This window comes from Methylobacterium mesophilicum SR1.6/6, assembly GCF_000364445.2.
Classification (GTDB): Bacteria; Pseudomonadota; Alphaproteobacteria; order Rhizobiales; family Beijerinckiaceae; genus Methylobacterium; species Methylobacterium mesophilicum_A.
Map to the genome: position 1 here is coordinate 1,837,333 of NZ_CP043538.1, position 26,426 is coordinate 1,863,758.

At 71.0% G+C, this 26,426-nt stretch carries 25 protein-coding genes; 21 read left to right on the plus strand and 4 right to left on the minus strand.

Going from position 1 to position 26,426, the window contains the following annotated elements; translation table 11 throughout:
• The first annotated feature begins 191 nt into the window (after nt 1-191).
• The 6 genes from MMSR116_RS08580 (at nt 192) to MMSR116_RS08605 (ending at nt 7,125) form a co-directional block, all read left to right on the plus strand.
• Nucleotides 192-2,192 (plus strand): hypothetical protein, encoded by a 2,001-nt coding sequence (locus MMSR116_RS08580; protein ID WP_158168637.1) that lies wholly within the window; start codon nt 192-194, stop codon nt 2,190-2,192.
• A 557-nt stretch (nt 2,193-2,749) separates the two neighbouring features.
• A complete protein-coding gene (locus MMSR116_RS08585; protein ID WP_010684714.1) occupies nt 2,750-3,646 on the plus strand; it encodes a hypothetical protein in 897 nt (298 codons plus the stop codon).
• 5 nt (nt 3,647-3,651) lie between these two features.
• A complete protein-coding gene (locus MMSR116_RS08590; protein ID WP_039893743.1) occupies nt 3,652-4,011 on the plus strand; it encodes an STAS-like domain-containing protein in 360 nt (119 codons plus the stop codon).
• A complete protein-coding gene (locus MMSR116_RS08595) occupies nt 4,001-4,708 on the plus strand; it encodes a PIN domain-containing protein (RefSeq protein ID WP_010684716.1) in 708 nt (235 codons plus the stop codon). Before MMSR116_RS08590 ends, MMSR116_RS08595 begins: the two co-directional genes overlap by 11 nt.
• Before the next feature lie 455 nt (nt 4,709-5,163).
• Nucleotides 5,164-6,201: a hypothetical protein gene (locus MMSR116_RS08600; protein WP_051072227.1), complete on the plus strand. Its 1,038-nt coding sequence runs from the start codon at nt 5,164-5,166 to the stop codon at nt 6,199-6,201.
• A 156-nt stretch (nt 6,202-6,357) separates the two neighbouring features.
• Nucleotides 6,358-7,125 carry a gamma-glutamylcyclotransferase family protein gene (locus MMSR116_RS08605; RefSeq protein WP_010684718.1) on the plus strand — a complete coding sequence of 256 codons (768 nt, stop codon included), beginning with the start codon at nt 6,358-6,360 and terminating at the stop codon, nt 7,123-7,125.
• A 127-nt stretch (nt 7,126-7,252) separates the two neighbouring features.
• Here the strand turns inward: MMSR116_RS08605 and MMSR116_RS08610 are convergent, their stop codons facing one another.
• Nucleotides 7,253-8,065, minus strand: a complete 813-nt coding sequence (locus tag MMSR116_RS08610) for a CDP-diacylglycerol diphosphatase (protein ID WP_010684719.1) — start codon at nt 8,063-8,065, stop codon at nt 7,253-7,255.
• 438 nt (nt 8,066-8,503) lie between these two features.
• Here MMSR116_RS08610 and MMSR116_RS08615 point away from each other — a divergent pair, with 438 nt between their 5' ends.
• Entirely contained in the window at nt 8,504-9,820 is a 1,317-nt protein-coding gene (locus tag MMSR116_RS08615; RefSeq protein WP_010684720.1) for a carotenoid oxygenase family protein, read from the plus strand.
• 192 nt (nt 9,821-10,012) lie between these two features.
• Here the strand turns inward: MMSR116_RS08615 and MMSR116_RS08620 are convergent, their stop codons facing one another.
• Nucleotides 10,013-10,378 carry a winged helix-turn-helix transcriptional regulator gene (locus MMSR116_RS08620; protein WP_039893672.1) on the minus strand — a complete coding sequence of 122 codons (366 nt, stop codon included), beginning with the start codon at nt 10,376-10,378 and terminating at the stop codon, nt 10,013-10,015.
• Between the two features lie 136 nt (nt 10,379-10,514).
• Here MMSR116_RS08620 and gstA point away from each other — a divergent pair, with 136 nt between their 5' ends.
• Together gstA and MMSR116_RS08630 are read left to right on the plus strand one after the other, a co-directional pair.
• Complete coding sequence (gstA, locus tag MMSR116_RS08625) at nt 10,515-11,132, plus strand: glutathione transferase GstA (RefSeq protein WP_010684722.1); 618 nt, start codon at nt 10,515-10,517, stop codon at nt 11,130-11,132.
• 83 nt (nt 11,133-11,215) lie between these two features.
• Entirely contained in the window at nt 11,216-12,232 is a 1,017-nt protein-coding gene (locus tag MMSR116_RS08630) for an LLM class flavin-dependent oxidoreductase (RefSeq protein WP_010684723.1), read from the plus strand.
• A 151-nt stretch (nt 12,233-12,383) separates the two neighbouring features.
• On the opposite strand, the gene MMSR116_RS08635 is transcribed toward MMSR116_RS08630, so the two are convergent.
• On the minus strand, nt 12,384-13,016 hold the full coding sequence (locus tag MMSR116_RS08635) for a LysE family translocator (RefSeq protein ID WP_010684724.1): 633 nt from the start codon (nt 13,014-13,016) through the stop codon (nt 12,384-12,386).
• 1,020 nt (nt 13,017-14,036) lie between these two features.
• Between MMSR116_RS08635 and MMSR116_RS08640 the strand changes: the two genes are divergently transcribed.
• From MMSR116_RS08640 to MMSR116_RS08660, 5 genes are all read left to right on the plus strand, one after another.
• Nucleotides 14,037-14,237: a hypothetical protein gene (locus MMSR116_RS08640; RefSeq protein WP_010684725.1), complete on the plus strand. Its 201-nt coding sequence runs from the start codon at nt 14,037-14,039 to the stop codon at nt 14,235-14,237.
• A gap of 170 nt (nt 14,238-14,407) precedes the next feature.
• The gene (locus MMSR116_RS08645) at nt 14,408-14,650 is read left to right on the plus strand and encodes a hypothetical protein (RefSeq protein ID WP_010684726.1); all 243 of its coding nucleotides are present in this window, start codon (nt 14,408-14,410) and stop codon (nt 14,648-14,650) included.
• Between the two features lie 114 nt (nt 14,651-14,764).
• Entirely contained in the window at nt 14,765-15,133 is a 369-nt protein-coding gene (locus MMSR116_RS08650) for a response regulator (RefSeq protein ID WP_010684727.1), read from the plus strand.
• An 88-nt stretch (nt 15,134-15,221) separates the two neighbouring features.
• The gene (locus MMSR116_RS08655) at nt 15,222-15,665 is read left to right on the plus strand and encodes a DMT family transporter (protein WP_010684728.1); all 444 of its coding nucleotides are present in this window, start codon (nt 15,222-15,224) and stop codon (nt 15,663-15,665) included.
• Nucleotides 15,666-15,995: 330 nt separating this feature from the next.
• Entirely contained in the window at nt 15,996-17,198 is a 1,203-nt protein-coding gene (locus MMSR116_RS08660) for an ABC transporter substrate-binding protein (protein ID WP_010684729.1), read from the plus strand.
• Here MMSR116_RS08660 and MMSR116_RS08665 read toward each other — a convergent pair.
• Nucleotides 17,188-18,105 (minus strand): LysR substrate-binding domain-containing protein, encoded by a 918-nt coding sequence (locus MMSR116_RS08665; protein ID WP_039893674.1) that lies wholly within the window; start codon nt 18,103-18,105, stop codon nt 17,188-17,190. The genes MMSR116_RS08660 and MMSR116_RS08665 overlap by 11 nt on opposite strands.
• Before the next feature lie 142 nt (nt 18,106-18,247).
• On the opposite strand from MMSR116_RS08665, the gene MMSR116_RS08670 reads away from it, so the two are divergent.
• From MMSR116_RS08670 to MMSR116_RS08700, 7 genes are all read left to right on the plus strand, one after another.
• A complete protein-coding gene (locus MMSR116_RS08670; protein WP_010684731.1) occupies nt 18,248-19,423 on the plus strand; it encodes an acyl-CoA dehydrogenase family protein in 1,176 nt (391 codons plus the stop codon).
• Between the two features lie 3 nt (nt 19,424-19,426).
• Nucleotides 19,427-21,526: an acetate--CoA ligase family protein gene (locus MMSR116_RS08675; protein WP_010684732.1), complete on the plus strand. Its 2,100-nt coding sequence runs from the start codon at nt 19,427-19,429 to the stop codon at nt 21,524-21,526.
• On the plus strand, nt 21,523-21,882 hold the full coding sequence (locus tag MMSR116_RS08680) for a hypothetical protein (protein ID WP_010684733.1): 360 nt from the start codon (nt 21,523-21,525) through the stop codon (nt 21,880-21,882). The genes MMSR116_RS08675 and MMSR116_RS08680 overlap by 4 nt, the downstream gene beginning before the upstream one ends.
• A complete protein-coding gene (locus tag MMSR116_RS08685; RefSeq protein ID WP_010684734.1) occupies nt 21,879-22,745 on the plus strand; it encodes an alpha/beta fold hydrolase in 867 nt (288 codons plus the stop codon). The genes MMSR116_RS08680 and MMSR116_RS08685 overlap by 4 nt, the downstream gene beginning before the upstream one ends.
• Nucleotides 22,742-24,193, plus strand: coding sequence for an NAD-dependent succinate-semialdehyde dehydrogenase (locus MMSR116_RS08690; RefSeq protein ID WP_010684735.1), 1,452 nt, complete (start codon nt 22,742-22,744; stop codon nt 24,191-24,193). The genes MMSR116_RS08685 and MMSR116_RS08690 overlap by 4 nt, the downstream gene beginning before the upstream one ends.
• Before the next feature lie 219 nt (nt 24,194-24,412).
• On the plus strand, nt 24,413-25,750 hold the full coding sequence (locus MMSR116_RS08695) for a DUF2157 domain-containing protein (protein WP_010684736.1): 1,338 nt from the start codon (nt 24,413-24,415) through the stop codon (nt 25,748-25,750).
• Nucleotides 25,747-26,418, plus strand: coding sequence for a GDYXXLXY domain-containing protein (locus MMSR116_RS08700; RefSeq protein WP_010684737.1), 672 nt, complete (start codon nt 25,747-25,749; stop codon nt 26,416-26,418). Before MMSR116_RS08695 ends, MMSR116_RS08700 begins: the two co-directional genes overlap by 4 nt.
• The last annotated feature ends 8 nt before the right edge of the window (nt 26,419-26,426 follow it).

Sequence of the window (26,426 nt, forward strand, 5' to 3'; positions counted from 1 at the left end):
GATACGCGCGCTGCCGCGCAGGCGGCGGACGACCATCCGGCGGGGGCGCGACCGACGCGCCGTTCGACGGGGCCGCGCACGCGTCTTCGGCTGGCGGGACCCACTTGGTCGCCCAGGGTTCACCGGATGCGCCCGCCGATGCGGCGGCGCACGTCGCACAGCAACCCGTGGAGCCGCCGCAGGGCGGCGGGATGCCTGTGGCGATCGCCGGAACCTCCCACGAGGTCGTGCCCGGCGCCCAGAGCAGCCAGGAGAGCCACGTCCTGGGCCAAGCGCCCACGAGCGCGCCTGGATCATCCGCCCCGCTGGACGCGGTCGACCAGAGCGTTGGTCCGACGACCGACGCCGCCGCGATCGTGCAGAGCCTGATGGCGCAATCCGCCGCATTCGCGGTGGCCGGCCGGCTTCCGCCGGCCGTGGGCTTGCCGAACGTCCTGGGAAACACCTTCGAGCCCGGAGGCCACGACGGCGGGTCGATGCCGGCCGCCGTCGGGGCCGGCTCGACGCATCTCGACGCGCTGACCGCCCCGGTCGTCGACGCCGAGGCGGCCGTGACGTCGCGGATCGGGGAAGGGGTGGCAGCCGCTGTTCCCACGGTCCTCGGTACTGCGGACGCGCTCGTCCATACCGCTCTCGACGGAAGCTTGGCCCAGACCGTCGATGCGCTGGACCTCACGGCCCCACTGACGCGGTCGTTCCTGGGAACGGCAGCCGCGTTGCCTGAGGCGGTCGCGGCCGTCGCTCCCGTCGTCGGGACGCTCACGGAAACGCTCAGCGGCACGCTCGAACACGGCCTGCCCGGCTTCGCCTCCGTCACGGGAACGGCAGCCGCTTTGCCCGACGCGGTCGCGGCCGTCGCTCCCGTCGTCGGGACGCTGACGGAAACGCTCAGCGGCACGCTCGAGCACGGCCTGTCGGGGATGGTCTCGTCCCCCGTCGCGCTCGCTCCGGACGGCATCGGGCCCGACCTCCCCCTCGTCGGCACCGCGGTCTCGACGGCGCAGGAGGTCCCGAGCAGGCTCGTCGAGGCCATCGACCGGACCGTCTCCCACGTCGATGACGGTGCCCACACCGCGCTCGCCGCGACGGAGAGCCTGCTGTCCGGTGACGTCGGCGGGGCGGCATCCCACGACGTGCCGGCGCTCGCCTCGGCGCTCACGGAGCACGTGGTCGAGGCCGTGTCCATCGGCAACCTGGATCCGGTCAGCACCGTCGCGCAGGTTCAGGACGCGCCCTCGCACACGGAAAGCCCCCTCGACCTGGGGCCGGTCGGGACCCTGGCGGAGGCGACCGGCCTGTCCGAGCATCCCGCGACGGCGGCAACCGCCGGGGCGCTTCACGACGTATCGTCCGTCCTGGGGAGCCTCGCACCCGCCGGTTCGGGGCCGCACGCGGCGACGGCCGTCGCCGAGGAGGCTGCGTCCAGCACGAACGGACAGGCCGGCCATTCCGGCGTGACGGCGCTCGCCTCCGCGATCACGGAACACGCGGTCGAGGCGGCCCCGACCCACGCCGCGGATCCCGTCAGTACCGTCACGCAGGTCCTGGAGGCGCCCGCCCACACGGAGAGCCACGCGGGCTCGGGGTCGATCGACCCGGTGGCGAATGCGGCCGGCCCCGCCGAACACGCGGCCGCGGCCACCTCCGGTGCGCTCCACGAAGTCTCGTCCGCCGTCACCTCCCTCGTCTCCGGCACTGCGGGGCCGCACGGGACGACCACGGTCGAGGAGGCCGCGCCGGCCAGAACCGCATCGGCCGGTGAGGGACATGCCGCGACGACCGCCGAGCCGGCTGTCGAGCACGCCTCCGCGTTGACGGGGGCCGGCGCGACGCAGAGCACGACGGCCGAAGCCGTCGGCCACACCGGAAATGCGCCGGTCGTCGAAAGCGTCGGCGCGGCCGTCGGATCGGCCGTCGGCGGGACGATCAATCTTGGATCATCCCATGCCGAGCCGTCGCAAACACACGACGCGTCCGCGACGCCGGCCTCGAGCGCGGCCGGGTCCGCGCCCGCGGAGGCCGGCCACGCGGAGGCCGGCAGCCACGCCGTTGAAGTTGCGCATGCCGCGCCGGAAGCGGTGGTGGCGCCGCCGGTCCATGTGGGCTTCGCGGGCTTGTCCTACACCGAGAACGTGGATTCGCACGAGCACGGCCTCGCCTCGGCGAACGGCATGCTCCACGGGCTCGTCTAGGCAACGCGCACGATCGACGAGCCGGACGGCTGTCCGGCACCAGTCCGATAGATGTGAATGCATCGAGGTCTTCGTTGCAGTTGATGTCCGATGCTTGAGCGCTCAGAAAAAATAATTTTTCAATAAGTCGCATTTTATGCTTGCAAGTAATCTTCCATCGAATACTATTTTGGTGCGGGCGATGCTCGCAATTACTGAAACGCTCTCGGGATCTTTTCCGGGGAGCGTGCAACGCAACCAGAGAACCAACTGAATTGGGAGTCAGACAATGGGCCTCATCCCCGATATCGTCGCCAGCGTGTCGTTGTCGCTTGGCGGAGGCTGCGACCCGGCCCCGCACTGCGAACCCTCGCCCTGCGAGCCCCCGCCGTGCGCGCCGGCGCCGGAGTGTCATCCCACCCCGCAGCCCTGCGAGCCTGTGGGATGCGCTCCGCAACCGATGGATCCGCACTGCACCCATTACTGATCGCGCATCAGGCGCTTGAATGAGGGGGCCGGGCGGCACGCCGCCCCGGCCCTCGCCGTATGACGGCCCGTGGCCCGCGGAGACGAACGGTGTGAGAGCGGTCGCCAACATCCATCTCGGACCCGAGCCCGGCGCAGCGGCGCGGGGAAGTCTGATCGGCAATGCCGCCGGCTTCGGCACGATGGCCGGCCTTCACCGCGCGCTCTCGGCCCACAGCGATACCGACATCATCGTGGATCTCTCCAGGGTCGGCTGGGTCGACGGCCATCTTACCGCGGCGCTCGACACGGTCTTCCGCAAGGCGGGCAGCCGCGGGAACGCGGTCTCGCTGACGGGGATGGCCCCGCGGCTGCGCGACACCTTCTGCAAGAACCACCTGATCCTTGCCCGCAAGCCCGACCGCTTCAACACGGTGATGCCGATCACCGCCTTCGAGGAGGATGACGGGCCGGCCTTCAGCTGGTACGCCAAGCGGCACCTCGACCGGCCCGAGATGCCGCGGATGACCACCGCCCTCCGCCGCCGATTCTTCGAGGGGCTGGACGAACTCTTCGCCAACGCGGTGCTCCACGCGCACGCGACGCAGCCGATCATCGTCGGCGGCCAATACTATCCCCGCGCGCACAGGCTGGCCTTCTGCATGGCCGACGGGGGGCAGGGCATCCCGAGCGCCGTGCGCGCCAAGCTCGGCGACGCGCAGAGCGCCGAGGACGCGATCGCCTGGGCCATGGAGCCCTACAACACGACGCGCCTCGGCGACATTCCGGGCGGCCTCGGCTCGAAGGTCCTGCGGGACTTCATCGCCCTGAACGGCGGCCAGATGACCATCGTCTCGGGGGGCGGGTTCTGGCGCCAGACCGGCGCGCAGGCGTGCAAGCGCGCCCTCGGCGCCCCGTATCCCGGGACCGTCGTCGTCCTCGAGATCGACACGTCCGACCGACAACCCTACGATCTGGACGAAGCGCCGGATCCGTACAGCATCTGGTGACCGGCATGAGGGAAGCTCACGTGTGCATCGCGCAGGTCGTCGGCAGCGGGATCTGCGTCGCGGCTCTGGACGGACACAAGGTCTTCGAGGTCATCCACGACCACATCGTCGACGAGCGCAAGGTCGTGCTCTCGTTCACGTCCGTGACACGTCTGACCACGGCGTTCCTCAACACCGCGGTGGGCCAGCTCTACGGGACGTTCTCCGAGGAGACGGTGCGCCGCCATCTGGCGCCCCCGCTGGATGCGGATCCGCGCCAGCGCATTCAGCTCAAGCTGGTCGTCGATCGCGCCAAGCTGTTCTTCCGCGACCCTGAGGGCCAGAGATCCGCTTTCGCCGAGATCGCCGAAGTCGATGCCGAATAGGGTCATCTCCACCGATCAAGCCGCGACGGTGGTCCGCTCGCGCATCCTGTTCGACACCAACGTCTGGATCATGATCGAGGGCTTCAACCAAGCCGCGCCGCGATCGAAGGTGGAAGCTTACAGCGCGGCCTACGATGCGCTGCTGCGCAACGGCAACGAGATCGTCTACAACGACTACATCATCAACGAGTTCTGCAACACCTGCGCGCGCATCGCCTACAACGCGCATCTCGCCTCCGGCCCGAAGCAGATCGCGTTCAAGGATTTCCGGCGGTCGGCCGCCTACGAGGGCGTGGCGGCGGCGATCCGTGAGGCCTGCCTCAACATCGTCGACGCCGGCCGCTACATCCCGATCGGTCCGGAGCATCTCGGCGTGATGGACATCGTCGACGCGGCCTGCCGCGCCCGGCGTGACTTCACCGACGTCGTCATCGAACGATTCTGCCGGGCCGAGGGCATCCTCCTGATGACGGACGATGCGGATTTCGCCGAGGCCGACATGATGCTCATATCCGCCAACAAGCGGCTGCAGATCGCGCGCGCTGCGCGGGCCGGCAGCGCCGGTCCGGGCGGCGAGGGAGCGCTGAGCGGCGACATCGCGCGCGTCGTCACCCCGGACGGGTCGGGGGCGTGCGCGGTGCGCGACGAACTGAGCCCATGGCAACGCGAGATCGCGAGCCGGCCGCCGGGGGAATGACCGTCCCGGCCGCGGCGCCGTGCCTGCAAGCCCGTTCGACCTTCCAACCGCGTGCACGGCAACGGGGATCCGGATCTTGACCTCATCCTGAGGTGCCGGAGCGCGACGGAGGCCTCGAAGGAGCCCTCCAGATGTCTCGCGATCCTTGGAGCTCTCCTGCGAGGCCCGCTGACGCGGTCACCTCAGGATGAAGGTGCAAGTTGGACCCCTGAGACAAGCGGCTCTGAATCTCGAGACTGAGCAGGGTCCCGTCGGACAACTCCTCCACCCGACCTGACGCTTGAACGCGATGCCGCGGGAGCGGCGCCGGGCCACGGTCTTCATCCCCCGAAGGCCCGGCCAGTCCAACGTCGGCGGCCCGAACACGCGCCGTGCACGCATCGCGTTGCCTCTCTATCGGGACTCGGCGCATCATGGGGATCAGCCTTGGGACGGGGGCCGCTGCCGTGCATCGCGTGGGAGTCCTGCTGACGGCGCTCGGGCGGCACGGGCCGACGCTGCTCGTCACCTCCCTCATCCTCGGCAGCCTCGTCCCGCTCCTCTCGAGCCAGGCCGTCGGACTGCTTCCGATCGCGGCCTTCCTGCTCGCCCTCGGCTCGTTCCAGACGGCCAACTTCGCGCCGCGCGAGGGCGGATCAGGACGCGCCGCGATCGCCCTCGCGCTGGCCTGGAACGGGCTGGGTGTTCCCGCCGCCATGGCCGCCCTGCTTCTGCTGGCCGGGATCGGCGAGGATCTCCGGAAGGGCATCCTCATGTCCGTTCTGGCGCCGCCGATCAGCGGTGCGGCCGCCATCGCGGCCATACTCGGGCTCCACCCGCGGCTCGCCCTCGTCAACACGATCGGGCTGACGCTGCTCACCCCGCTCACGGTTCCGCTCCTGGCGGTCGCCCTCTGCGCTGGCGTCCGGATGGACCCCGCAGCCCTCGCCGTGCACCTCGCCCTGATCGTCGGTCCGGCCGGCCTTGTCTCCCTGGCCCTGTCGAGCGCCAAGGGCCGCCTGCAGGGACTGATCCCGGACATGCAGGCCGCATCCGGCATCGCCGTGCTCGGCCTCGTCCTCGTCGGCTTCACGATGGCGGACTCGCTGAGAGGCGCCTGGGGCACGCAGCGCGGATACGTCCTCACCTGCCTGGCGATCGCGACCGGCCTCAATCTCGGGCTCGGGCTCGTGAGCGGCGTCCTCTTCTCGCCGCTCGGGCGGACGCGCGCCCTCACGATCGCCCTCGTGGCCGGCAACCGCAACGTGAGCCTGACCTGGGCCGCCGCCGGCACCGCCCTCTCGCACGCCACCGAACTCTATCTGGCCACCACGGTGGTCCCGGTCCTCGCTCTCCCCTTCGCCGTGCGGATCGGCGCGACGGTGCGCGGCTGGGTCGCTCTCCGGTATCGTCGCGCTACGAATTCAGATCTCACCGTCCTCATCGACAAGTCTCCACCGGCGCACACTGGCCAATTCTCGACAAGTCCGACACAGTCCCGCCAGGAAACTTGAGCATGCATCCGCCGAGCAGATCGAAACGGATGCCTCCTGCCGCCGCGCCGCGGGTGGCCGGCACGCGACCGCGGGGAGTCAGGCATGAGCAGGCACCGGTCCGGTACGGAGAGTGCGCCGCCGCGGTCGGCCTACTGGGGCCGCCGGATGTCCAACATGCCGAACGATTTCATCTTCGGGTACGGCTCGCTGATCAACACGCACCTGCGCGACCACACCTCGGCGACGCCGATCGCCGGTATCCCTGCACGGCTCTCGGCGGAGTTCGGCTATCTCAGAGCCTGGGTGTTCCGCTGTCCCAGCGGCTTCACCGCCCTCGGTCTGCGGCGCCCGCGCCGCGGTGAGGCGACCATGACGGTCAACGGCGTGATGTATCCGGTGGATCCGGCCGATCTCGCGGCCTTCGATCTGCGAGAGGCGGGCTACCGGCGCGTTCCCGTGCCGATCGAGCAGATCGAGGCCGTGTCGTGGCAGTCTCTGCCGGCGTGCGGGACCATCTGGACCTACGTGCCCGCCGACGACGCCGCCACGCATCTTGCCGCCGCGAGCGACGATTTCCCGCTGCTGCAATCCTACATCGACGCCACGGTCGAGGGGGCGCTGGATTACGGCGTCGACTACGCGCGGGAGGTGATCGAGACGACCGCGGATTGGAGCCCCTACTGGTTGAACGACCGCGAGATGGCGCGGCGGCCGTGGATCTACGATCGCCGTTACGCCGAGGCGGACGCCCTGCTCTCGACGATCGAGCCGGCGGCCTCATACTTCTCCGACCGGATGTTCCCGGGACCGTTCTCGATCCGCTGGCATTACCGGACACCCACGGGGCGTCTCGCGCATCTGGGGAAGGAACGCCGGACGCGGCGCCGGGATGCGGTGCAGCCGCTGCTGAGCGATGGGGCGGAGGGTGCGGTGCCCGCCTGACGACGGCAGCCCGCTGATCCACGGCGATGACCGGCCGGTTCGAGCCGCCTTGTTCAGGAGGCCGTCTTGAGCGCGGTGCTGCGCGTCGGATCAACCGCGCCTGGAACGGCGATCCGGCCGGCCCGCGTCAGAATTCCAGACGGTTCATCTCGGTCGGCGCGCGCTTGGCGGCGACGCCGCAGGCGTGGTCCTGCAGGGCCTCGGCGTTGGCCGCCTCGCCGAAACGGCTGGTCACATGGCCGTCCAAGATCACGAAGCCGGCCCCGCCGTCCGGAAAGTCGGCCCCCACGACGGCGAGCGAATGCTCGCCCATGGCGGATCGCGCGTCGCCGTCGCGCGCCAGTAGCATGAACGGGTCCGTCGTGCCGAGATCGTCCCCCAGCACCCGCCTCGCCCTGAACCGGCGACCGTTCAACGGCTCGCTCAGGGGAGCCCAGCTGTCACCGATGGCGGAGGCGAGGCGGTTCAAGGTGTCCCGGACGTCCCGGCGCACGCAGTCGATGTGGATGTGCAGCTGACCCTGGGTCCGTCGAAGCCGGGAATTCACCGCAAGGCTCACGTCGCGCCGGTCGAGCGGATGCCCGAGACGTTCCTCGACGAAGGTCCGAGCGCGCCAGGCTTGGGCGACGTAGTTCGTCACGCCGGGTTCGAGGAGCAAGGGGCTCTCGATCCCCGTGATCCGTGCGGTCGGGATCAGGAGAAACTGCGCGCGTCCCCGGAGGTCCTTGAGAATGGCGTACCCCTTCTCGACGCCACCCTGCAGGTCGACCAAGCTGCAGGGTGCAGGCCCCTCTCCGCGCAGCTGATGGGGAACGCACTCGCCGTGGACGATCTCCCACAAGGCTCCGCCGTTTCCGAGGAGCTTGGGTACGATTTCGGCAGCCAGCCAGATTGCGACCGCCGCGAGGACAGCGAGACTGCTCAGCGATCGCGTCGACATTCCGATCCGCACTCGACACGTCGAACAGCGGGGCGACGCCGTCCCCGTTCCGACCCGGTCGCGAGCGCCACGACGCTCCCGACCGATGGCCCGCACCGAGACAGTGGAGTGTCTGCTCGGGAAAAAAGCAATCCGTCGGCGGTCGGGACGAGATCGTGCCGCGCGCAGAAGGGCTGCCTGGGGATCGCCCGGACTTCGTCCGCTGCGCCGCCGCCCGGTGCTCGGCGACCGCCCGCTCCGGCCCTCGACGGGCCGACGTCTCGGCCCATATCACTGAGCGTTGAGGGCTCTGCCCCGGGCGGCCGGTCGGCGGGGGCTGCAGACCGGTTCGTGCGGTCGCGAAACACGGTCGCGAAACACGCAAGTCCGCATCCGCGCCACGGCATGCACCACGCGCAGCCGGCACGCGGCGGGCGGCCCGATGGCACGGAGGCATCGATGCCCGAGGTCGAGGCGACACCCTACTGGCTCGACGGCAACTTCGCCCCGGTCCAGGAGGAGATCACGAGCTTCGCGCTGGAGGTCGAGGGTGCGATCCCGCCCGATCTCTCGGGCCTCTACGCCCGCAACGGTGCCAACCCGCGCGACGGCCATTCCGGCCACTGGTTCCTCGGCGACGGCATGATCCACGGCGTCGCGCTGCGCGACGGCCGGGCCGAGTGGTACCGCAACCGTTGGGTGCGTACGCCGCGGTTCGAGGGGCGCGCCTCGGGCAATCCGCTCGACCTGCGCGGCAGCGTCGCCAACACCAGCGTGGTGACCCATGCCGGGCGCACCTTCGCGCTCGTCGAGAACGCCCTGCCGATGCGGATCGGGCCCGAGCTCGAGACGCTCGGCTACGAGGATTTCGGCGGCCGCCTGGCGACGCCGTTCACCGCCCATCCGAAGATCTGCCCGGAGACGGGCGAGCTCCACTTCTTCGGCTACAGCCCGCTGCCGCCCTACCTGACCTACCACGTCGCCGATGCCGGGGGCACGCTGGTGCACAGTGCCGCCCTGCCGCTGCCCGCGCCCGTGATGATGCACGACTTCGCCCTCACCCGCGGACACGTCGTGTTCATGGATCTGCCGGTGGTGTTCGACATGACTCTGGCGCTGCGCGGCACGATGCCGTTCGCCTGGAGCGATGCGCACGCGCCGCGTCTCGGCGTCCTGCCGCGCGGGGCCGGGGCCGAGGCGCTGCGCTGGGTCGCGGTCGAGCCGGGCTACGTCTTCCACGTCGGCAACGCCTACGAGGAGGCGGACGGGACGCTGGTGCTCGACGTGGCGTGGTACCCCGAGCTGTGGCGCGGCGGCCCGTCCGCGTCGCGCTTCGAGCCCGCGCGGCTGCGGCGCTGGCGGGTCGCCCCGGGGGCGGACCGCGCGCAGGAGACGGACCTGGACGACCGCCCGGTCGAGTTCCCGCGCATCGACGAGCGGCGCACGGGCCTGGCGCACGGGGTGCTCTACGCGGTGCAGACCGGGGCCGGGCCGAGCGGGGACGAGACCGGCGACGGTGCGCTGGTGCGCTACGATCTGGCGCGCGGCCGGGACGCGACGCACGTCTTCGCCGGCGGCATCCCGAGCGAGTTCGCGCACGTGCCCGGCGGCCCTGGCGAGGGCTGGCTGATGGGCTTCGTCTACGACCGGGTTCGCGGGGCGAGCGACCTCGTGATCCTGGAGGCGTCCGAGATGGCGGCCGAACCGGTCGCGCGCGTCCGCCTGCCGCGGCGGGTGCCGCAGGGCTTCCACGGGACCTGGATCCCGGACGCGTGAGAGCCGGGCCGGAGGCAGGTTCAACCGGTCCTCCCGCCCCGCGTGCAGGCGAACGCCCTCCCTGAGCGGCCGCGTCGCGCCGTGCGCCGATATTGGCGCGCCGCCCGCTCGGCGCGCTTCGAGAACGCCCGCGGCGCCAGGGGAATCGGCGTTCGCGCAGGGTCGGGAACCCGCATCGACGTGCGGGGGATCCTAGGCGGCGCGGTCTGCCGCCTGAGGCGTCATCCGGAGATGCAGCTTCGAGCCGACCTCGACGATAGCCCGGATGGCCGGGATCAACTCCTCGCCGAGGTCGGTCAGCGCGTAGTCCACGCTCGGCGGGGTCGTCGCCAGCACGGAGCGGGCAAGGACGCCCCGTCCCTCGAGATCCTTCAGCCGCGCGCTCAGCACCTTGGCCGAGATGTTCGGCATGGCGCGCCGCAGCTCGGAGAAGCGACGCGCGCCCTCGCTCAGGTTCCAGATGATATCCGGCGTCCAGACGCCGCCGAGCAGGCTCATGCACGCCGACATCGGGCAGCCCGGCGGCGGCGGGACCTTTTTCCTCAGCTTCAGGGCCACGACACGCTCCCGGCATCCGGACGGCAACTTGGTTTCTCCGACGATACTCGAAAGCGTCGGTCACCGGAAGTTACCCGGTTCCCACGAGTAACGCTCCCGTATACCTCTCCGGACACCCCGCCATCGGAGACGTCCCATGAAGCTCTTCTATGCCCCCGGCGCCTGCTCGCTCTCGCCCCACATCGTGCTGCGCGAGCTCGGCCTGGCGTTCACGATCGAGGCGGTCGACCTCCACCAGAAGAGGACCGCCTCGGGAGCGGATTTCAGGGCGGTCAATCCGAAGGGCTACGTCCCGGCCTTGGAGCTCGAAGACGGCGTGGTCCTGACCGAGGGCGCGGCCATCGTGCAGTACCTGGCCGACAAGCACGCGCCCGGCACCCTCGCGCCGCTGGCCGGCACGGTGGAGCGCGCGCGGCTCAACGGCCATCTCAACTTCATCTCCGCCGAGCTCCACAAGGCGTTCAGCCCGCTCTTCAACCCGGCGCTCGCGTCCGAGGCGCGGGCAGCGGCGTCGGCCAATCTCGGTCGCAAGCTCGACATCGTCGAGGCCGCGCTCGCCGACGGCCGCCCCCACCTCACCGGCCCGGATTTCACCGTGGCCGACGCCTATCTCTTCGTGGTCCTGAGCTGGGCGCCGAAGCTCGGCGTCGACCTCGCCCGGTGGCCGCATCTCGCCCGCTTCAGCCAGCGCGTCGCGGCGCGCGCCGCCGTCCAGGCCGCGATGGCGGCGGAGGGATTGCAGAAGGCGGCGTGACGGAAGCCGGGCGGCGGCCCCGGTCCGCCGCCCTGTCCTGTCCGACCGCCTGCGACGCGGCACGACCTAACGTGAGTGTGACCATGAAGAAGATCGGATTCCTCTCGTTCGGGCATTGGGCGCCGACGGCGCGGTCCGGAACACGCTCGGCCGGCGATACCCTGCTGCAGTCCATCGACCTCGCGGTCGCGGCGGAAGAGCTCGGTGCCGACGGCGCCTATTTCCGGGTCCATCACTTCGCGCGCCAGCTCGCCTCGCCGTTTCCGCTGCTTGCGGCCGTCGGCGCCCGGACCAAGCGCATCGAGATCGGCACCGGCGTCATCGACATGCGCTACGAGAACCCGCTCGCCATGGTCGAGGACGCCGGATCGGCGGACCTGATCTCGGGCGGCCGGCTCCAGCTCGGCATCAGCCGCGGCTCGCCCGAGCAGGTCATCGACGGCTGGCGGCACTTCGGCTACGCGCCGCGCGATGGCGAGAGCGATGCCGACATGGGCCGCCGGCACGCCGAGGTCTTCCTCGACCTCCTGGATGGGAAAGGCTTTGCCGAGCCCAATCCGAGGCCGATGTTTGCCAACCCGCCGGGCCTGCTGCGCCTGGAGCCGCATTCCGACGGCTTGCGCGAGCGGATCTGGTGGGGCTCTGCCTCTGACGCCACCGCAATCTGGGCCGCGCAGCAGGGCATGAACCTGCAGAGCTCGACCCTCAAGGCCGACGAGACCGGCGAGCCGTTCCACGTCCAGCAGGCCAGGCAGATCCGCCGCTATCGCCAGGCCTGGACCGAGGCGGGGCACGCGCGCGTGCCGCGGGTCTCCGTTTCCCGGTCGATCTTCGCGCTGGTGAACGACCTCGACCGCGCCTATTTCGGACGCGGCGAGAGCAGCGACCAAGTCGGCATCATCGACAACATGCGGGCGGTGTTCGGCCGCTCCTACGCCGCGGAGCCGGAGCGCCTGGTCGAGGCGCTCAGAGCCGACACGGCGATCGCAGAGGCCGACACCCTCCTGCTGACGGTGCCGAACCAGCTGGGCGTGGCCTACAACGCCCACGTCATCGAGAGCATTCTCAAGTATGTCGCTCCGCAACTCGGCTGGCGCTGAACGGAGCGCCGGGCCAGTCCGGCGCCCTGCGCCGACGACAGCGCCGGGCCCGGTGGCGGACGGCACTTCCCGGAAGGCCGACCGTCTGATGTTGATCTAGATCGGAAGGGGACGGCACGAGGTGCGCCGCTCCTGGGCAGGCGACTCGGCCTTACCGGCGAGCTTCGGTCGCCATCCTGACGGCCAGTGCGGCCAGCACTGTCCCCATCACCCAACGCTGCACAACGGCAAACGACGGGCGTCGACTGAGGAACATGGCAATTGAGCCGGCCGAGAGAGCGATAGCCGCGTTGACCAGAACGCTGATGACAATCTGGGTCGTGCCGAGCAGGAGGGCTTGGCCGAGCACGCTGCCCCGAGCCGGATCGATGAACTGCGGCAGCAGCGACAGATACATGACCGCGATCTTCGGATTCAGCAGGTTGGTCAGAAATCCCATCAGAAAAAGCTTGGCTGGACCGTCTTTTGACAGCTCCTTCACCTGGAACGGCGAACGACCGCCGGGCCGGACGGCCTGCCACGCAAGCCACAGCAGATATGCTGCGCCCGTGATGCGGATCGCATCGTACGCGTAGGGTACCGCCAGCACGAGCGCCGTGATGCCGAAGGCGGCGCAGAGCATGTAGACGACGAAGCCGAGCGCCACGCCGCCGAGCGAGATCAAACCGGCCGTCCTGCCTTGGCAGATCGAACGCGAGATTAGGTAGACCATGTTCGGCCCTGGCGTCAGGACCATGCCCAGCGCGACGGCCGCGAAGGCGAGGAGGTTGCTCAATTCAGGCATCGTCGTCCCGTCATCAGGAGGATGCCCAGACGCGTGGCGCTCTGCACCAGCGGTCCCCGATGGTGTATCATCTCAAGCGTCGGTCACGCGAGGTGAACTATCCCTAACCTCGTCTGTCCTGCGTGGGAAGCCTCGGCCGTATCACGTCCGCTTTTGGCGTTTCGTCACGGGTGAGCAGATGGTCAGAAATCCGCCCATCTCAGACGCTCACACGGTCTCTGCGTGGTCGCTGAGGTCGGCCAAGTCGGTCGCCGGCGGCGCTTCCTCTGAGCGACGACGCGTCGGTCACTCGGCCATTTCGGATCGGGGCGGGATGCATAAGCTGCTCCGCCGCTCGCAGGCGAGCCGCCTGCCTGCGACCGACCCAGCGGGTCTAGGGGCCACCGCGACGTGCGCGACGCTGACGAAACCTTGAGTGGCGTTGGAACAGGCATCACCAAGGCCCGGCGTCGCATCCGGCCACCGTCGCGCGCGCGAACCGCACGAAGACTGGCTCACGCCGCGCGGAACCCCGCTCACCCGAGTGCTCAACGGGGCGGCCGAGCCGTCGAATATGATGCGCTGACGCGCGGTGACGGTCACCTGGGCCGGCAGGCCGGGCTGCCGCGCGACGTGTCGCATGTCGGTGAGGCGCGCCACGCGCCGCGCGTCCACGTCGGCAGACACGACGGCGCAGGCCTGCCCGATGCCGCGGGCATCGGACTGGCGGGCGGGCGGGCAGCACGGCCGGAGGCCATCCGCCGTGCCGGCGCGGACCTGAGCACGTGCTTCGGTGGCCGGATCGGGGCCGTCGCGTCCGCGTCATGCCGCGCGTCGCCTCCGCCGGCGGCCACGACTGGATCATCCGCGCGGGACGGCGATGCATCGCCAGAGCGTCCCACGCGTTCGCCACTGAGGCAGCCGCTCGGCTGTCCGGTCGGTTGTCCGGCACGTGCCGGAAGCAGTCGGAAGCAGGCGGTGGTCTGCGGAAGCTCGGCGACGTGAAGCGCCCGCGTGAGGGCACAGCGGAGAGGATGGCCCATGACGAACCCCGGCATGCCCGATCCCGGCACCCCCGATCCCGGCGGCCCCGATCTGCCGACACCCGGCGAGCCGCCGCCGACCGAGCCCATGCCCGGCGACCCGCCGATGCCCGCACCGCCGCCCGATCCGGTGCCGGGAGACCCTGCCGGGCCGGACTTGGTCCCGGGCGATCCCGTCGGCCCTGGGACGGTCATGTGATCCGAAGCCGATATGCGCCGAAGCCGATTTGACAGAAGCTCGCGGGAGGCCGTTTCCGGGGAGCCGGGCCGCACGCATCGGCGCTGGTCGAGCATGAGGTGTTCGTCCCATCCCGACATCCCGCTTCGCGCGGGATCCCCATCCCATCGCGGCAACCGGGGTGCCGGTCCATGACGGGCGGCACACGGCACGACCACCGCCCTGCGGCCGACATCTGTCGGGAGAACGGATGGGGCGTGGGAACCCGCCTGATCGGCGACGCCGGGCTCGGGCCCACGGTGATCTGCATCACGGCGCTCGGCACGAGGGTGATGCTGGCACGCATGATCAGCCACGACGGCGCACCGGTCGCCTACTGCGACGCGCAGGCCTGGAGCCTGGGAGCACGCGAGTGGTGCCGGATCTCCGAGTGACGGGATCTGTCGATCGGCAGCCGGCGCCGATGATCCGCGAGCGGACCTTTGACCGAACGCCAATAATCAAAAGCCACGCTGAAACGCGGGACGGTCGGACGCATTTTCTGATGCATGTCAGGTTCTCGCCCGCTCGCCATCCTTGCCGAAGACGAAGCCGTGATCCGCATGGCGGCCGCAGCCATGCTCGACGCGCTCGGGTTCGAGGTCCTGGAAGCCGACCATGCGGCCGAGGCGCTGCGCCTCCTGGAGGCGAACAGCGGCGCCGCCCTCCTCTACACGGATATCGACATGCCGGGCGGGATGGACGGTTGCGATCTGGCCCACACCACTACCGCACGTTGGCCGGAGACGAAGATCATCGTCTGTTCGGGGTGCGATCCCCGGGTGGCGGCACGACTGCCCGACTGCGCTTACTTCCTCAACAAGCCCTGCGCGGACAAGCTGGTGCGCAAGGCGTTGCAGGTGCTGCGGCTGCACTGACGGCCGGCAGCGGCGCCGACGGCGGGGCGCGTCAAAGGTATCCAGGCCTGCGGGGGATCTTGGCCGCTCGTCAGCGCGCTGGCCAGGGATGCTGTTCCTCTACGGTCTCACCATTCTCGCTGGCATCGCCAACGCGATCCAACCTGGGCAGAACGCGATGCTGTCCAAGTCGCTCGGTCTGCCGATCACGGCCGGCCTGATCACCCTGCTCGTCAGCACGACGGCGCTGCTGCTCGGTGGTCTCGCCCTCGGCAAGCTCGAATTGCCGACCGGCCAGCACCTCGCCGCAGTGCCCTGGTGGGCGTGGCTCGGCGGGTTCTTCAGCGTCCTGCTGATTCTCGCACAGCTCTACGCCTCGCCCGCGATCGGCGCGGCCTCGTTCCTCGGCATCATCGTGACGGTGGGCGTCGCCGTCTCGATCCTGCTCGACAACTACGGATGGGTCGGCTTTCCGGTGCATCCGGCCAGCCTCTGGCGGATCCTCGGCGCCCTCCTGATGATCGCGGGCGTGGCGCTGGTGGCGCTGTTCTGATCGTGTCCGGTGCGTCTGTCAGGGCGCCGAGCCGAACGTGCGGATCCTGCTCCGGGGACCGTCGGGCCTGACGCGGTCTGGTCGCGGGCGGCCGGTCGCCTTCGGGCCGAAACCGCCGGACAGGCGGGCGGGTCTCCGCGAGGCCCCTGAGGCCCCCGCGGGCTCCCGACCAGTGCCTCACCGGCAGGCGCCGTGACAAATTCTCACCCGATCGTTCCGTCTCGGAACTTGATGAGCCGCCGCCGGCGCGCTCAGAAACTGCCGTCAGCGAAGGTGCGCCGTCCGAAGAGCCGCCGCGCGCTACTGCGGGAGGTGACGTTGCGAAACCCTATGCTCGCGCTCGCGCTCGTGCTCAGCGTCGTCGCGACCGGCGGCGCTGAGTCCGGCGAGATCTCCGGCGGCGTCGTCAAGGTCGGTGTCCTCACCGACATGAGCGGACCGTATGCCGACAATGTCGGCGCCGGGTCGATCCTCGCCGCGCAGATGGCGGCGGAGGATTTCGGCGGGACGGTCAACGGCGCGCGGATCGAGATCGTCTCGGCCGACCATCAGAACAAGGCGGATGTCGGCGCCGCGCTGGCGCGGCGATGGTACGATCAGGACGGCGTCGACACGATCACCGAGGTGGTCTCGTCCGGTGTTGCCCTGGCCGTCCAGGCGATCTCGCGGGAGAAGCGGCGGGTCTTCCTCGCGACCGGGCCCGGCACCCCCGACCTCACCGGCAAGAACTGCTCCCCGGTCGGCGTCCATTGGGCCTACGACAACTACGCCCTCGGCAACGTGGTCGCGGGGGCCGCCGTCCGGCGGGGACTGAAGAACTGGTTCTTCCTCACCGCCGATTACAGCTTCGGCCACGCCCTTGAGGAGCAGGCGGCCCGGGTCGTCAAGGCGAACGGCGGAACCGTGAAGGGCTCCGTGCGCCACCCGCTCGGGACGGCGGATTTCTCGTCCTACCTGCTGCAGGCGCAGGGATCCGGCGCCGAGGTGATCGGGCTTGCCAATGCGGGGACCGACTTCATCAACGCCGAGAAGCAGGCAGACGAGTTCGGGATCAAGGCCGGCGGCCAGAAGCTCGCGGCCCTCCTGGTGAACCTGCCGGACATCCACGCCCTCGGGCTCGACAAGGCGCAGGGCCTGCTGCTCGCCGACAGCTTCTACTGGGACAGGGACGACGCGACACGGGCGTGGTCCAAACGGTTCATGGCGCGCTTCGACGGGCGCGCGCCGGGCAGTCTCCAGGCGGCCGTGTATGGGGCCGTGACCCACTACCTGAAGGCGGTCCGGGCGGCAGGGACCGACGAGGCCGAGGCGGTGATGGCGCAGATGCGCCAGATGCCCATCAACGACTTCTACACGCGGGACGCGCACCTGCGCCGGGACGGCCGGGTGGTGCGCGACATGTACCTCCTGCAGGTCAAGAGCCCCGCCGAATCGCGCTATCCCTGGGACTACAACCGGGTGGTCGAGACGGTGCCGGGCGACAGGGCGTTCCGCCCCGAGGCCGAGGGCGGCTGCCCCCTCGTCACGCCCTGACGGGGGCGCCCGTCCCCGCGGCTTCGGGATCGCTCGCCTGCGCCTGAAGCCAGGCGAGGAAGATCTCCAGCTTCCGGTTCATCGGGCGGCCCGCGGGCCAGACGGCGTGGTGGCCGAGATCCCGCGCCAGGGGAGGCCCGAACAGGGGCACCAGACGCCCGGCCGCGATGTCCCCCCGCAGCAGCGCCACCTGTCCCATCGCGATGCCCAGGCCCTCGGCCGCCGCCTGATAGGTCAGGACCGAACTCTCGAACATCATCCCGGCGGGGCCCCACGCCTCGGGCAGGCCGCGGGCCGCGAGCCAGTCGCCCCAGTCGCGGCGGCGGTAGTGCGAGTGCAGGAACGGCCGCGTCCGCAGCGCCGACAGGTCGTCGCCGATCGCCCGGGCGAGGTCCGGGCTGCACACCGGCTGGATGACATCCGGCAGGAGGAGCCGGGAGTGCGTTCCCGGCCAGTCGCCCTGGCCGAGCTGGATGCCCACGTCGATCGTCTCGCGGGTGAAGTCGATCGGCCGGACCGTGTTGCTGAGCTGTATCCGCACGCGGGGGTAGCGGGCGTGGAAATCCGCGAGGCGGGGGATCAGCCACTTGGCCGCGAAGGTCGCGTAGGCCCGCACGTGCAGGGTCTCGGTCGCCTTCTGGTCGAGGAAGCGCGCAGTCGCCGCCGCGATCCGGGCGAAGGGCTCGCGGATCTCCGCCGCGTAGGCGGCGCCGGCTTCCGTGAGGCTCGCGCCGTGCCGCTCCCTGTGGAACAGGCGGACCCCGAGGTAGCTCTCCAGGACCGCGATCTGGCGGCTGACCGCCGACTGCGTGACGTTCAACTCGCTGGCCGCGCGGCTGAAACCGTTCACCCGCGCGGCGACCTCGAACACGTGCAGCGGGTTGAGGGGCGGGATGCGGCGCGTCATCGCTCCACCGGGATACAAAAACTCATACCTCGATAACCCCTGCTCAATTGTCAGGCAAACGCGGCGGCCCCTAAGGCTGGAGGACCAGACAGCGGCCGTGCCTGCGGGCATCGCTCGCCCCCGGAGGCCGGGAGTACGTCGTATGGACTTCGCCTACACCGAGGAGCTGACCCTCTTCGCCGACACCGTCCGCCGCTTCGCCGGCGACGCGCTCGCGCCGGGGGCCCTGGAGCGGGCGCACCGACCCGGCTTCCCCTTCGACGTCGCACGGCAGATGGCGGCCCAGGGCCTGCTCGGCATCACGTTCCCGGTCGAGGACGGGGGCCAGGGCGGCACGCTCATGGACGCGGTGATCGCCATCGAGCAGGTCGCGGCGGCCTGCCCCCGCAGCGCCGACGTGGTCCAGGCGGGCAATTTCGGGCCGATCCGCACCTTCGTCGAGTACGCCACCCCGGCCCAGAAGGAACGGTTCCTGCCCGATCTCCTCGCGGGGCGCACGGTCATCTGCCTCGGCATGTCCGAGCCGAACGCGGGCTCGGCCGCGACCGACCTCCAGACGACGGCGCGGCCCGACGGCGACGGCTATCTCCTCAACGGCTCCAAGATCTTCTCGACCCACGGGCCGGACGCCGCGCTGTTCCTGATCTACGTCCGGTTCGGGCCCGGGGTCGGCGGAATCGGCTCCGTCCTCGTGGAGCGCGGCACGCCGGGCTTCACCATCGGCAAGCCGTCCGCCTACATGAGCGGCGAGGAATGGGCACCGTTCTACTTCGAGGATTGCCGCATCCCGGCCGAGAACGTCCTCCTCGGGCCGGGCGGGTTCAAGCGCCAGATCGCGGGCTTCAACGTCGAGCGGCTCGGCAACGCCTCCCGGGCGCTGGCGCTCGGCCGTTACGCCTTCGACCGCGCCCGCGAGCACGCGATGACCCGCAGCCAGTTCGGCCGGCCCCTCTGCGAGTTCCAGGGCCTGCAGTGGAAATTCGCGGAGTGCGCGACGAAACTCGCCGCGGCGCAACTCCTGCTCTACCGCGCCGCCTCGGTGCGGGAGGGGGAGCTTCCCACGGCGGCGGACACGGCCATGGCCAAGCTCGCCTGCAACACGGCGGGCTTCGAGGCGGCGAACGAGGCGGTCCAGATCATGGGCGGCACCGGTTACTCGACGGAGGCGCTGGCCGAGTACTGCATGCGCCGCACCCGGGGCTGGATGATCGCGGGCGGTTCGATCGAGATGCTCAAGAACCGCATCGCGGAGGATGTCTTCGGGCGGCGCTTCGACCAACGGGCCCCGAAGGCCGAGCCGCGCCGGGCCGCCGAGTAGGCCATGGCCCGCGAATTGTCCCACGATCTCGGGCCGAGCCTCTTCCGGCCCGAACGGGTCGCGGTCGTCGGAGCGTCCGACGACGTGAGCAAGACGACCGCCCGGCCCCTGCGCTTCCTGCGCCGCTCCGGGTTCGCGGGGGCCGTCTATCCCGTCAACCCGCGCCGGGAGACCGTCCTCGGCGAGCGGGCGTGGCCGTCCATCGAGAGCCTGCCGGAGACGCCGGACCACGCCTTCGTGCTGGCGCCGACCGAGGGAGTCCCGGAGGCCGTCGCCGCCTGCGTTGCCCGGGGCGTTCCCCTCGTCAGCGTGCTGGCCGGCGGCTTCGGCGAGGTAGGCGAAGCCGGGCGTGCGCGGGAGGCCGAACTGACCGCCATCCTGGCCGGAAGCCGGACCCGGCTCCTCGGCCCGAACAGCATCGGCATCGTCAACGTCAACACCGGCCTCGTGCTGACCGCCAACGCCGCCTTCGCGGAGCCGACGCTGCCGCGGGGGGGATTATTCGTCGCCTCCCACTCGGGCAGCATGATCGGGGCGATCCTCTCGCGGGGACTCGCCAAGGGGATCGGCTTTGCGGGCTTCGTCTCGACGGGGGCCGAGCTCGATCTGTCGCTCGGCGAGATCTGCGCGGCCACCCTCGACGATCCGCTGATCGACACCTACGCGCTGTTTCTGGAGAGCATCGCGCACGGAAGGGCGATCCGGTCCTTCGCGCTCGCGGCCGCCGCACGGGGCAAGGCCGTCATCGCCTATAAGCTCGGGCGCTCCGCACAAGGAGCGGAGCTGTCGCAATCGCATACCGGGGCCATCGCCGGCGAGGACGGGATCGCCGATGCCTTCCTGAAGGATTGCGGCATCTGCCGCGTCGAGACGCTGGAAGGCCTGATCGAGGGCCCGGCGATGCTGCGGCGGGCCGGCCCGGCCGCGCCGTCCGGTGCCGGGGCCACCCGTAGGCCGCAGGTCGCGGTCGTGACGACGACCGGGGGCGGCGCGGCGATGGTCGTCGACCAGTTCGGCTTGCGGGACGTCGCGGTCATGTCCCCAAGCGCGGAGACGATGGCGGCCCTCGCCGCCCGGGGCGTCGCGGCGGCGCCCGGACGGATCGTGGATCTGACGCTCGCCGGCACGCGCCCGGCCGTGATGAGGGCCGCCCTGGAGACGCTCCTCGCCGCCCCCGAATTCGACGTGGTCGTCGCGGTCGCCGGCTCCTCGGCCCGGTTTCAGCCGGAACTCCTGGTGCCGGGGATCGTCGAGGCCGCCGCGGGGGCGCGGAAGCCGCTCGTCGCCTTCGTCGCGCCGGAGGCGCCCGAGGCTCTGGCCCGCCTCGCCGGGGCGGGGATCCCCTGTTTCCGAACGCCGGAAGCCTGCGGCGACGTCGTGGCCGCCGTGCTCGGGCGCCGGCCGGCCAAGCCGATGACCGAGGCCAGAACGTCCCCGGCGCGCCCGCGCCAGCTCGATGAGGCGGAGGGCTACGCGGTGCTGGACCGGCTCGGCATCCCCGTCGCCCCGCACGCGGTGGTGGCACCGGACGCCACGACATCCCCCATCGGCTACCCGGCGGCGGTCAAGCTGCTCTCGGCGGACGTGCTGCACAAGACGGAACTCGGCGGCGTCGTCCTCGGCGTGCGGGACGATGACGGCCTGCGGGAAGCCCTGGTTCGCATCGCGCGGGACGTGCCGCGGGCGGCGCCGGAGGTCGCTGTGGAGCGGCTGCTGGTCCAGGAGATGGCACAGGGTGTCGGCGAGGTGCTGCTCAGCCTGCGCCGGGACCCGGAGGCGGGCCCCGTGGTGATGCTCGCGGCCGGCGGCATCCTGGCCGAGATCCACCGCGATCGCAGCCTGCGGCTCGCCCCGGTCGATCGGGCGGAGGCGCTGGCGATGATCGGCGAGGTGCGGGCCATCGGGGCGCTCGCGGGCTACCGGGGCCGGCCGAGGGGTGATCTCGATGCCCTCGCGGATGCCGTCGTGGCGATCTCCCGGGCCGGGCCGGAGATCGTCGAGGCCGAGATCAACCCGTTGATCGTGCGGCGCGCGGGGCACGGCGTCGTGGCGGTCGACGCGGTCGTCCGCTGCGCATCCGCACAGGGAGGAGCCGGAGCATGATCGAAACGCTGGCCGAGCGCGTCAACGGCAACGCGTGGCTCACCCACCGGGGTCGCTTCGTCAACACCACCTTCCTCCTCGGGGTTGGGCCCGAGGCGTGGCTCGTGCGCATCGCCGAGGGCCACGTCGCGGAGGTGCGCAAGGGGCCCTTCGTCATGCCGCGCTGGACCTTCGCCCTGCGGGCGCCCCGCGAGGCCTGGGAGGCGTTCTGGTCGCCCGAACCGCCGCCGGGCTCCCACGACCTCCTCGCCCTGGTGAAGACCCGGCGCCTCGCCATCGAGGGCGACATGCACCCGTTCATGGCCAACCTGTTCTACTTCAAGTTCGTGCTGGCAAGCCTGAGGAGGACCGCGTGAGCGCCCCTCGATTCGAGCCGGTCACCGGCCGCTACCTCCACCTCGACCTGCTCGGGAAGCCGCACCGGCTCTACGTCGAGGAGGCCGGCGCGGGCATCCCGCTCCTGTGCCTCCACACCGCCGGCAGCGACGGCCGCCAGTTCCGGGCGATCCTCAACGACCCCGAGATCGCCGCGCGCTTCCGCGTCATCGCCTTCGACCTGCCCTGGCACGGCAAGTCCTCCCCGCCCGCCGGCTGGCACGAGGCGCTGGAATACCGACTCACCTCCCGCGACTACACGGACATCGTGCTCGGCGTCGGGCAGGCCCTCGGCCTCGACCGCCCGGTGGCGATGGGCTGCTCGATCGGCGGCCGGATCGTCCTGCACCTCGCCCTGGAGCATCCCGACGCCTTCCGCGCCGTGATCGGCCTCCAGGCGGGCGCCCACGTCGATCCCTACTACGACACGCAGTGGCTCCACCGGCCGGATGTGCACGGCGAGGTCGCCGCGGCGGTCGTCTCCGGGCTGATCGGTCCCTCGGCCTCGGAGGCGAACCGCTGGGAGACCCTCTGGCACTACATGCAGGGCGGGCCGGGCATCTTCAAAGGCGACCTGCATTTCTACAAGATCGACGGCGATATCCGCGACCGCCTGGGCGGCATCGATACCGGCCGATGCCCGGTCCACCTGCTGACCGGCGAGTACGATTACAGCTGCACCCCGCAGGACACGCTGGAAGCCGCCGCCCGCATCCCCGGCGCCCAGGCGACGATCATGTCGGGCATGGGGCACTTCCCGATGAGCGAGGACCCGGAGGGCTTCCTCGTCCACCTGCGGCCGGTCCTGTCCCAGATCCTTGCGGCCGAGGAAGCCACCCGATGACCAGCCGAGCCGCCGCCGTCTCCGCCTACCCCACCCTGCGGCTGCTGATCGGCGGCGAATGGATCGCCGCGGGCGAGCGCGGCACCGTCCCCGTCGTCGATCCGAGCGACGAGGCCGTCCTCGGCCGGCTGCCCGTGGCCCGGGAGGACGATCTCGACCGGGCGATCCAGGCCGCGGCGGACGCCTTCCCCGGTTGGCGCGACACGCCAGCCCTGGCCCGTGGGCGCATCCTGCGCGGGGCGGCCGAGCGGCTGCGCGGGCGCAGAGCCGCCGTCGCGGCGCTGATCGCCCTGGAACTCGGGAAGCCCCTGGCGCAGGCCGAGGCGGAGGTCGAGGTGGCCTGCGAGATGTTCGAGTGGGCGGCGGAGGAGGGCCGGCGCCTCTACGGCCGGGACATCCCGGCGCGGTCCCGCAGCCTGCGCATGGTCGCCTTCGCCGAGCCCGTGGGCCCGGTCGGAGCGGTGGCCGGCTGGAACGCCCCTGCCGTTACCCCTGCCCGCAAGATCTCGGGGGCGCTCGGCGCCGGTTGCACCCTGGTCCTCAAAGCGTCGGAGGCGACGCCCGCCACGGCGCTCGCCATCGCCGAGATCCTGATCGAGGCCGGGTTGCCGCCGGGCATCCTCAACCTCGTGTTCGGCGATCCGCCCGCCATCGGCCGCCGCCTCGCGACCGATCCCCGCCTGAGGCTTCTCAGCTTCACCGGGGGGACGGCGGTCGGCAAGGAGCTGATGGCGCTCTGCGCGGGCACGATGAAGCGCATGGTGATGGAACTCGGCGGCCACGCCCCCGTCCTCGTCATGGCCGACACGGATGTCGAGGCGGTGGCCGCCAGCGCCGTCACCGCGAAGTTCCGGAACGCTGGACAGGTCTGCATCGCGCCCACCCGCTTCCTCGTGGAGACCTCGGCTTACGACCGGTTCGCCGGCGCGTTCCAGGCGGCCACCGAAACCATCGTCGTCGGCGACCCCTTCGACGCAGGCACGCAGATGGGCCCGCTCCAGAACGCCCGCCGCCGCACCGCGATCCGCGCGCTCGTGGAGGATGCCCGCGCCCACGGTACGGTTACGGAGGGCGCCGCCCCGGCCGGCCCGGGCTTCTGGCAGGCGCCGGCCGTGCTCACCGGACTCGCCCCCGCCGCCCGCGCCCGCCATGAGGAGCCGTTCGGCCCCGTGGCGCTGATCGAGCCCGTCGCGGATCTGGAAGCCGCCATCACCGAGGCGAACCGGCTGAGCTTCGGGCTGGCGGCCTACGCCTTCACCGGCAGCCTGCACACGGCCGAGCGCCTGAGCCGCGCGGTCCAATCCGGCACCCTGGCCATCAACCACTGGGCGGCCTCCTTCCCCGAGACGCCGTTCGGCGGCCTCAAGGATTCCGGGTTCGGCGCCGAAGGCGGCACAGAGGGCCTGCTGGCCTTCACCCAGCAACGCTTCGTCTCCGTCGCGGCGTGACGGGGCGGCGCTGACCATCACCCGCGAGGGCGCCGTCCTGCCCGTCCGCATCCGAGGATCCCGGACGTTGGAGCCGAGGAACCGAACACCCGGATTTCGCTCCAGGCTATTCAGGCGATGCTAAGCATCATGCGATGTGACCGATGTCACATCCAATATCGGCGGCCGAGCTTTAAGCTTTGGTTCGATACAGTGCGCTGTATCGCATGAAGGCTGTCCATGCCGCTATCCTATTCCGCACGCCTGCGGCGCGATCTCCGTGACTGGAAGGAACGCGGCCTGATCCAACCGGAGCAGGCCGAGCGCATCGTCGCCCACGCCCTCGCGCCCCGCGGCCTTCTGCGCCTTCAGACCGCCCTGGCGCTCTGCATCCTGCTGCTGATAGCGCCCTCCATCATCGCGTTCGTCGCCGCGAACTGGTCCGCCATGCCACCCCTTGCGCGGATCGTCGTGCTCGTCCTCGCCGATGCCCTGGCGGTGGCCGGCTGCTACCTCGCGGCCCGCCGCCACAGCCGCGACCGAGCCAGCGCATCGCGCAGGCTCGTGGACGGGTTGGCGACCCTGTCCCTCGCCATCGCGACGGCCACCCTCGCGCTGGTCGGCCAGACCTTCCACGTGGCCGCAGATCCCCGGGGCTTCGCCGGCACCGTCGCCGTCCTCGGATTGGCGACGGCGCTCGTGACGCGCTCGGGCGGAGCGACCGTCATCGCCTGCATCGCCCTCATCGCGGCGGATGTCGGCTTCGGCGGTCTCGGTTCCGCCCTCGTGCGGGGCGAGGCTGGCTCCGGATCGGCGATGTGGTTCTGGGCGGTCGGCCCGGCATTGTTCCTCGCGAGCCTGTCCGGCCGGCTGCCGGCCCGGGAGTTCACGCTGCTCCTGCTCCTGATCGTGCTCACCAACCATCTCGGAGGCGCGCCGGCGGGCCTGACGTTCCTGCTGCCGCCGGATCGCATCCTGACCGTCGCTGCGCTCGCGCTCGCCCTAGGCCACGTGCTGTCCCGCTTCTCGCTTCAGGGCGGATGGCGGTCGCACCTTCATGACGGCGCCCAGGCCCTCGGCCGCGCGGCGGTCGGCCTCAGCCTGATCGGTATCGTCATGGTGTCGGTGCGGACGCTCGGCTTCGGCGGCGCGCGCCCGACCGTCACGGTGGCCCTGGCCTTCACGGCGATCGCGCTCGCCGCCTTCGTCCTGGCCCGCTTCCGATCCCCTCCGCAGACGACGGCCCTCACGAGCGATCTCCTCGTTCTTGCCGCAGCCGCCCTGGCTCTCCTGGTGTGGCTGATCGCCGGCTCGAGCCGGGAGTCCTCGACCTTCTGGACCGTGTGGGGCGGCATCGTGCCGGCCCTGACCCTCGTCGTGGCCGGCGACCTCGAGGACAGGCGCGAACTGTACGGCTGGGGCTTGGCGCTGACGGCCGGCCTCACGCTCGGCATGCTCGCCGCCTCCAGCAATCTCATCGCCTTCTCGGGCAACCTGCTGCTCTGCGCGCTCCTCGTGACGCTCGCACTGGCGGCCTGCCGCAGGGCTGCCCGCCACATCGCCGGGGGAGCCGCATGAGACGTCTCGGTCTGGCCGTAGCCTTCGCGAGCCTGCTGGCGATCCAGGTGGCGCCGTCGCTGCACGTGGCGTGGCAGCAAACGCAGCGGCTGAACGGCGGGCGCCCTGTCCGCCTCGCCGTCGAGACGCGGGATCCCCGCGACTTGCTGCGGGGCGAGTACAGCGTCCTCGCCTACGAGATCGGACGCCTCCCGGGTTTGGGCGCAGGGACAAAGCCAAGCGGCTGCGATCTCGAGACCCGCGAGAGCTGCCGTCTCGAGCCGGGCCGCGTCGTCTATCTCCGCCTCTCCGCCGATGCCCAAGGCATACACCGGGCGGAAGAGGTGCTGTTCGAGCCTCCGGACGACGGCGCCCTGTTCATCCGGGGCCGCCTGGGCTCGGCCACGGTCGTCCGCCAGGGCGCTCCGCTCGCCAGCCGGACGCGCACGGGCCGCATCGATGGCCAGCCGTCGGAGCCCGCCTCCTGCCAGCGCCCGGCCTGCCTGACGGGCACCGTGAGCTACGGCATTGAGCAGTGGTACGGGCCGCAGGGCGTCCCGGCCAAGCTCGACCGGACGGCGCGCAAGGACGTTCTCGTCGAGGTGCGCGTGGCCGCGGACGGACAGGCGGCGATCGACGGCATCACGGTGGCGGGCGACACGCTCGCCAGGACCGCACGCCTCTGGTGAGGATCCGC

Bases quoted from the DNA above. Each gene is read 5' to 3' on its own strand.
- MMSR116_RS08580 (WP_158168637.1), top strand. From the start codon at position 192: ATGCCTGTGGCGATCGCCGGAACCTCCCACGAGGTCGTGCCCGGCGCC.
- MMSR116_RS08590 (WP_039893743.1), top strand. From the start codon at position 3,652: ATGAGGGAAGCTCACGTGTGCATCGCGCAGGTCGTCGGCAGCGGGATC.
- MMSR116_RS08595 (WP_010684716.1), top strand. From the start codon at position 4,001: ATGCCGAATAGGGTCATCTCCACCGATCAAGCCGCGACGGTGGTCCGC.
- MMSR116_RS08605 (WP_010684718.1), top strand. From the start codon at position 6,358: ATGCCGAACGATTTCATCTTCGGGTACGGCTCGCTGATCAACACGCAC.
- MMSR116_RS08610 (WP_010684719.1), bottom strand. From the start codon at position 8,065: ATGTCGACGCGATCGCTGAGCAGTCTCGCTGTCCTCGCGGCGGTCGCA.
- MMSR116_RS08615 (WP_010684720.1), top strand. From the start codon at position 8,504: ATGCCCGAGGTCGAGGCGACACCCTACTGGCTCGACGGCAACTTCGCC.
- gstA (WP_010684722.1), top strand. From the start codon at position 10,515: ATGAAGCTCTTCTATGCCCCCGGCGCCTGCTCGCTCTCGCCCCACATC.
- MMSR116_RS08630 (WP_010684723.1), top strand. From the start codon at position 11,216: ATGAAGAAGATCGGATTCCTCTCGTTCGGGCATTGGGCGCCGACGGCG.
- MMSR116_RS08635 (WP_010684724.1), bottom strand. From the start codon at position 13,016: ATGCCTGAATTGAGCAACCTCCTCGCCTTCGCGGCCGTCGCGCTGGGC.
- MMSR116_RS08640 (WP_010684725.1), top strand. From the start codon at position 14,037: ATGACGAACCCCGGCATGCCCGATCCCGGCACCCCCGATCCCGGCGGC.
- MMSR116_RS08645 (WP_010684726.1), top strand. From the start codon at position 14,408: ATGACGGGCGGCACACGGCACGACCACCGCCCTGCGGCCGACATCTGT.
- MMSR116_RS08650 (WP_010684727.1), top strand. From the start codon at position 14,765: ATGTCAGGTTCTCGCCCGCTCGCCATCCTTGCCGAAGACGAAGCCGTG.
- MMSR116_RS08655 (WP_010684728.1), top strand. From the start codon at position 15,222: ATGCTGTTCCTCTACGGTCTCACCATTCTCGCTGGCATCGCCAACGCG.
- MMSR116_RS08660 (WP_010684729.1), top strand. From the start codon at position 15,996: ATGCTCGCGCTCGCGCTCGTGCTCAGCGTCGTCGCGACCGGCGGCGCT.
- MMSR116_RS08665 (WP_039893674.1), bottom strand. From the start codon at position 18,105: ATGACGCGCCGCATCCCGCCCCTCAACCCGCTGCACGTGTTCGAGGTC.
- MMSR116_RS08670 (WP_010684731.1), top strand. From the start codon at position 18,248: ATGGACTTCGCCTACACCGAGGAGCTGACCCTCTTCGCCGACACCGTC.
- MMSR116_RS08675 (WP_010684732.1), top strand. From the start codon at position 19,427: ATGGCCCGCGAATTGTCCCACGATCTCGGGCCGAGCCTCTTCCGGCCC.
- MMSR116_RS08680 (WP_010684733.1), top strand. From the start codon at position 21,523: ATGATCGAAACGCTGGCCGAGCGCGTCAACGGCAACGCGTGGCTCACC.
- MMSR116_RS08690 (WP_010684735.1), top strand. From the start codon at position 22,742: ATGACCAGCCGAGCCGCCGCCGTCTCCGCCTACCCCACCCTGCGGCTG.
- MMSR116_RS08695 (WP_010684736.1), top strand. From the start codon at position 24,413: ATGCCGCTATCCTATTCCGCACGCCTGCGGCGCGATCTCCGTGACTGG.
- MMSR116_RS08700 (WP_010684737.1), top strand. From the start codon at position 25,747: ATGAGACGTCTCGGTCTGGCCGTAGCCTTCGCGAGCCTGCTGGCGATC.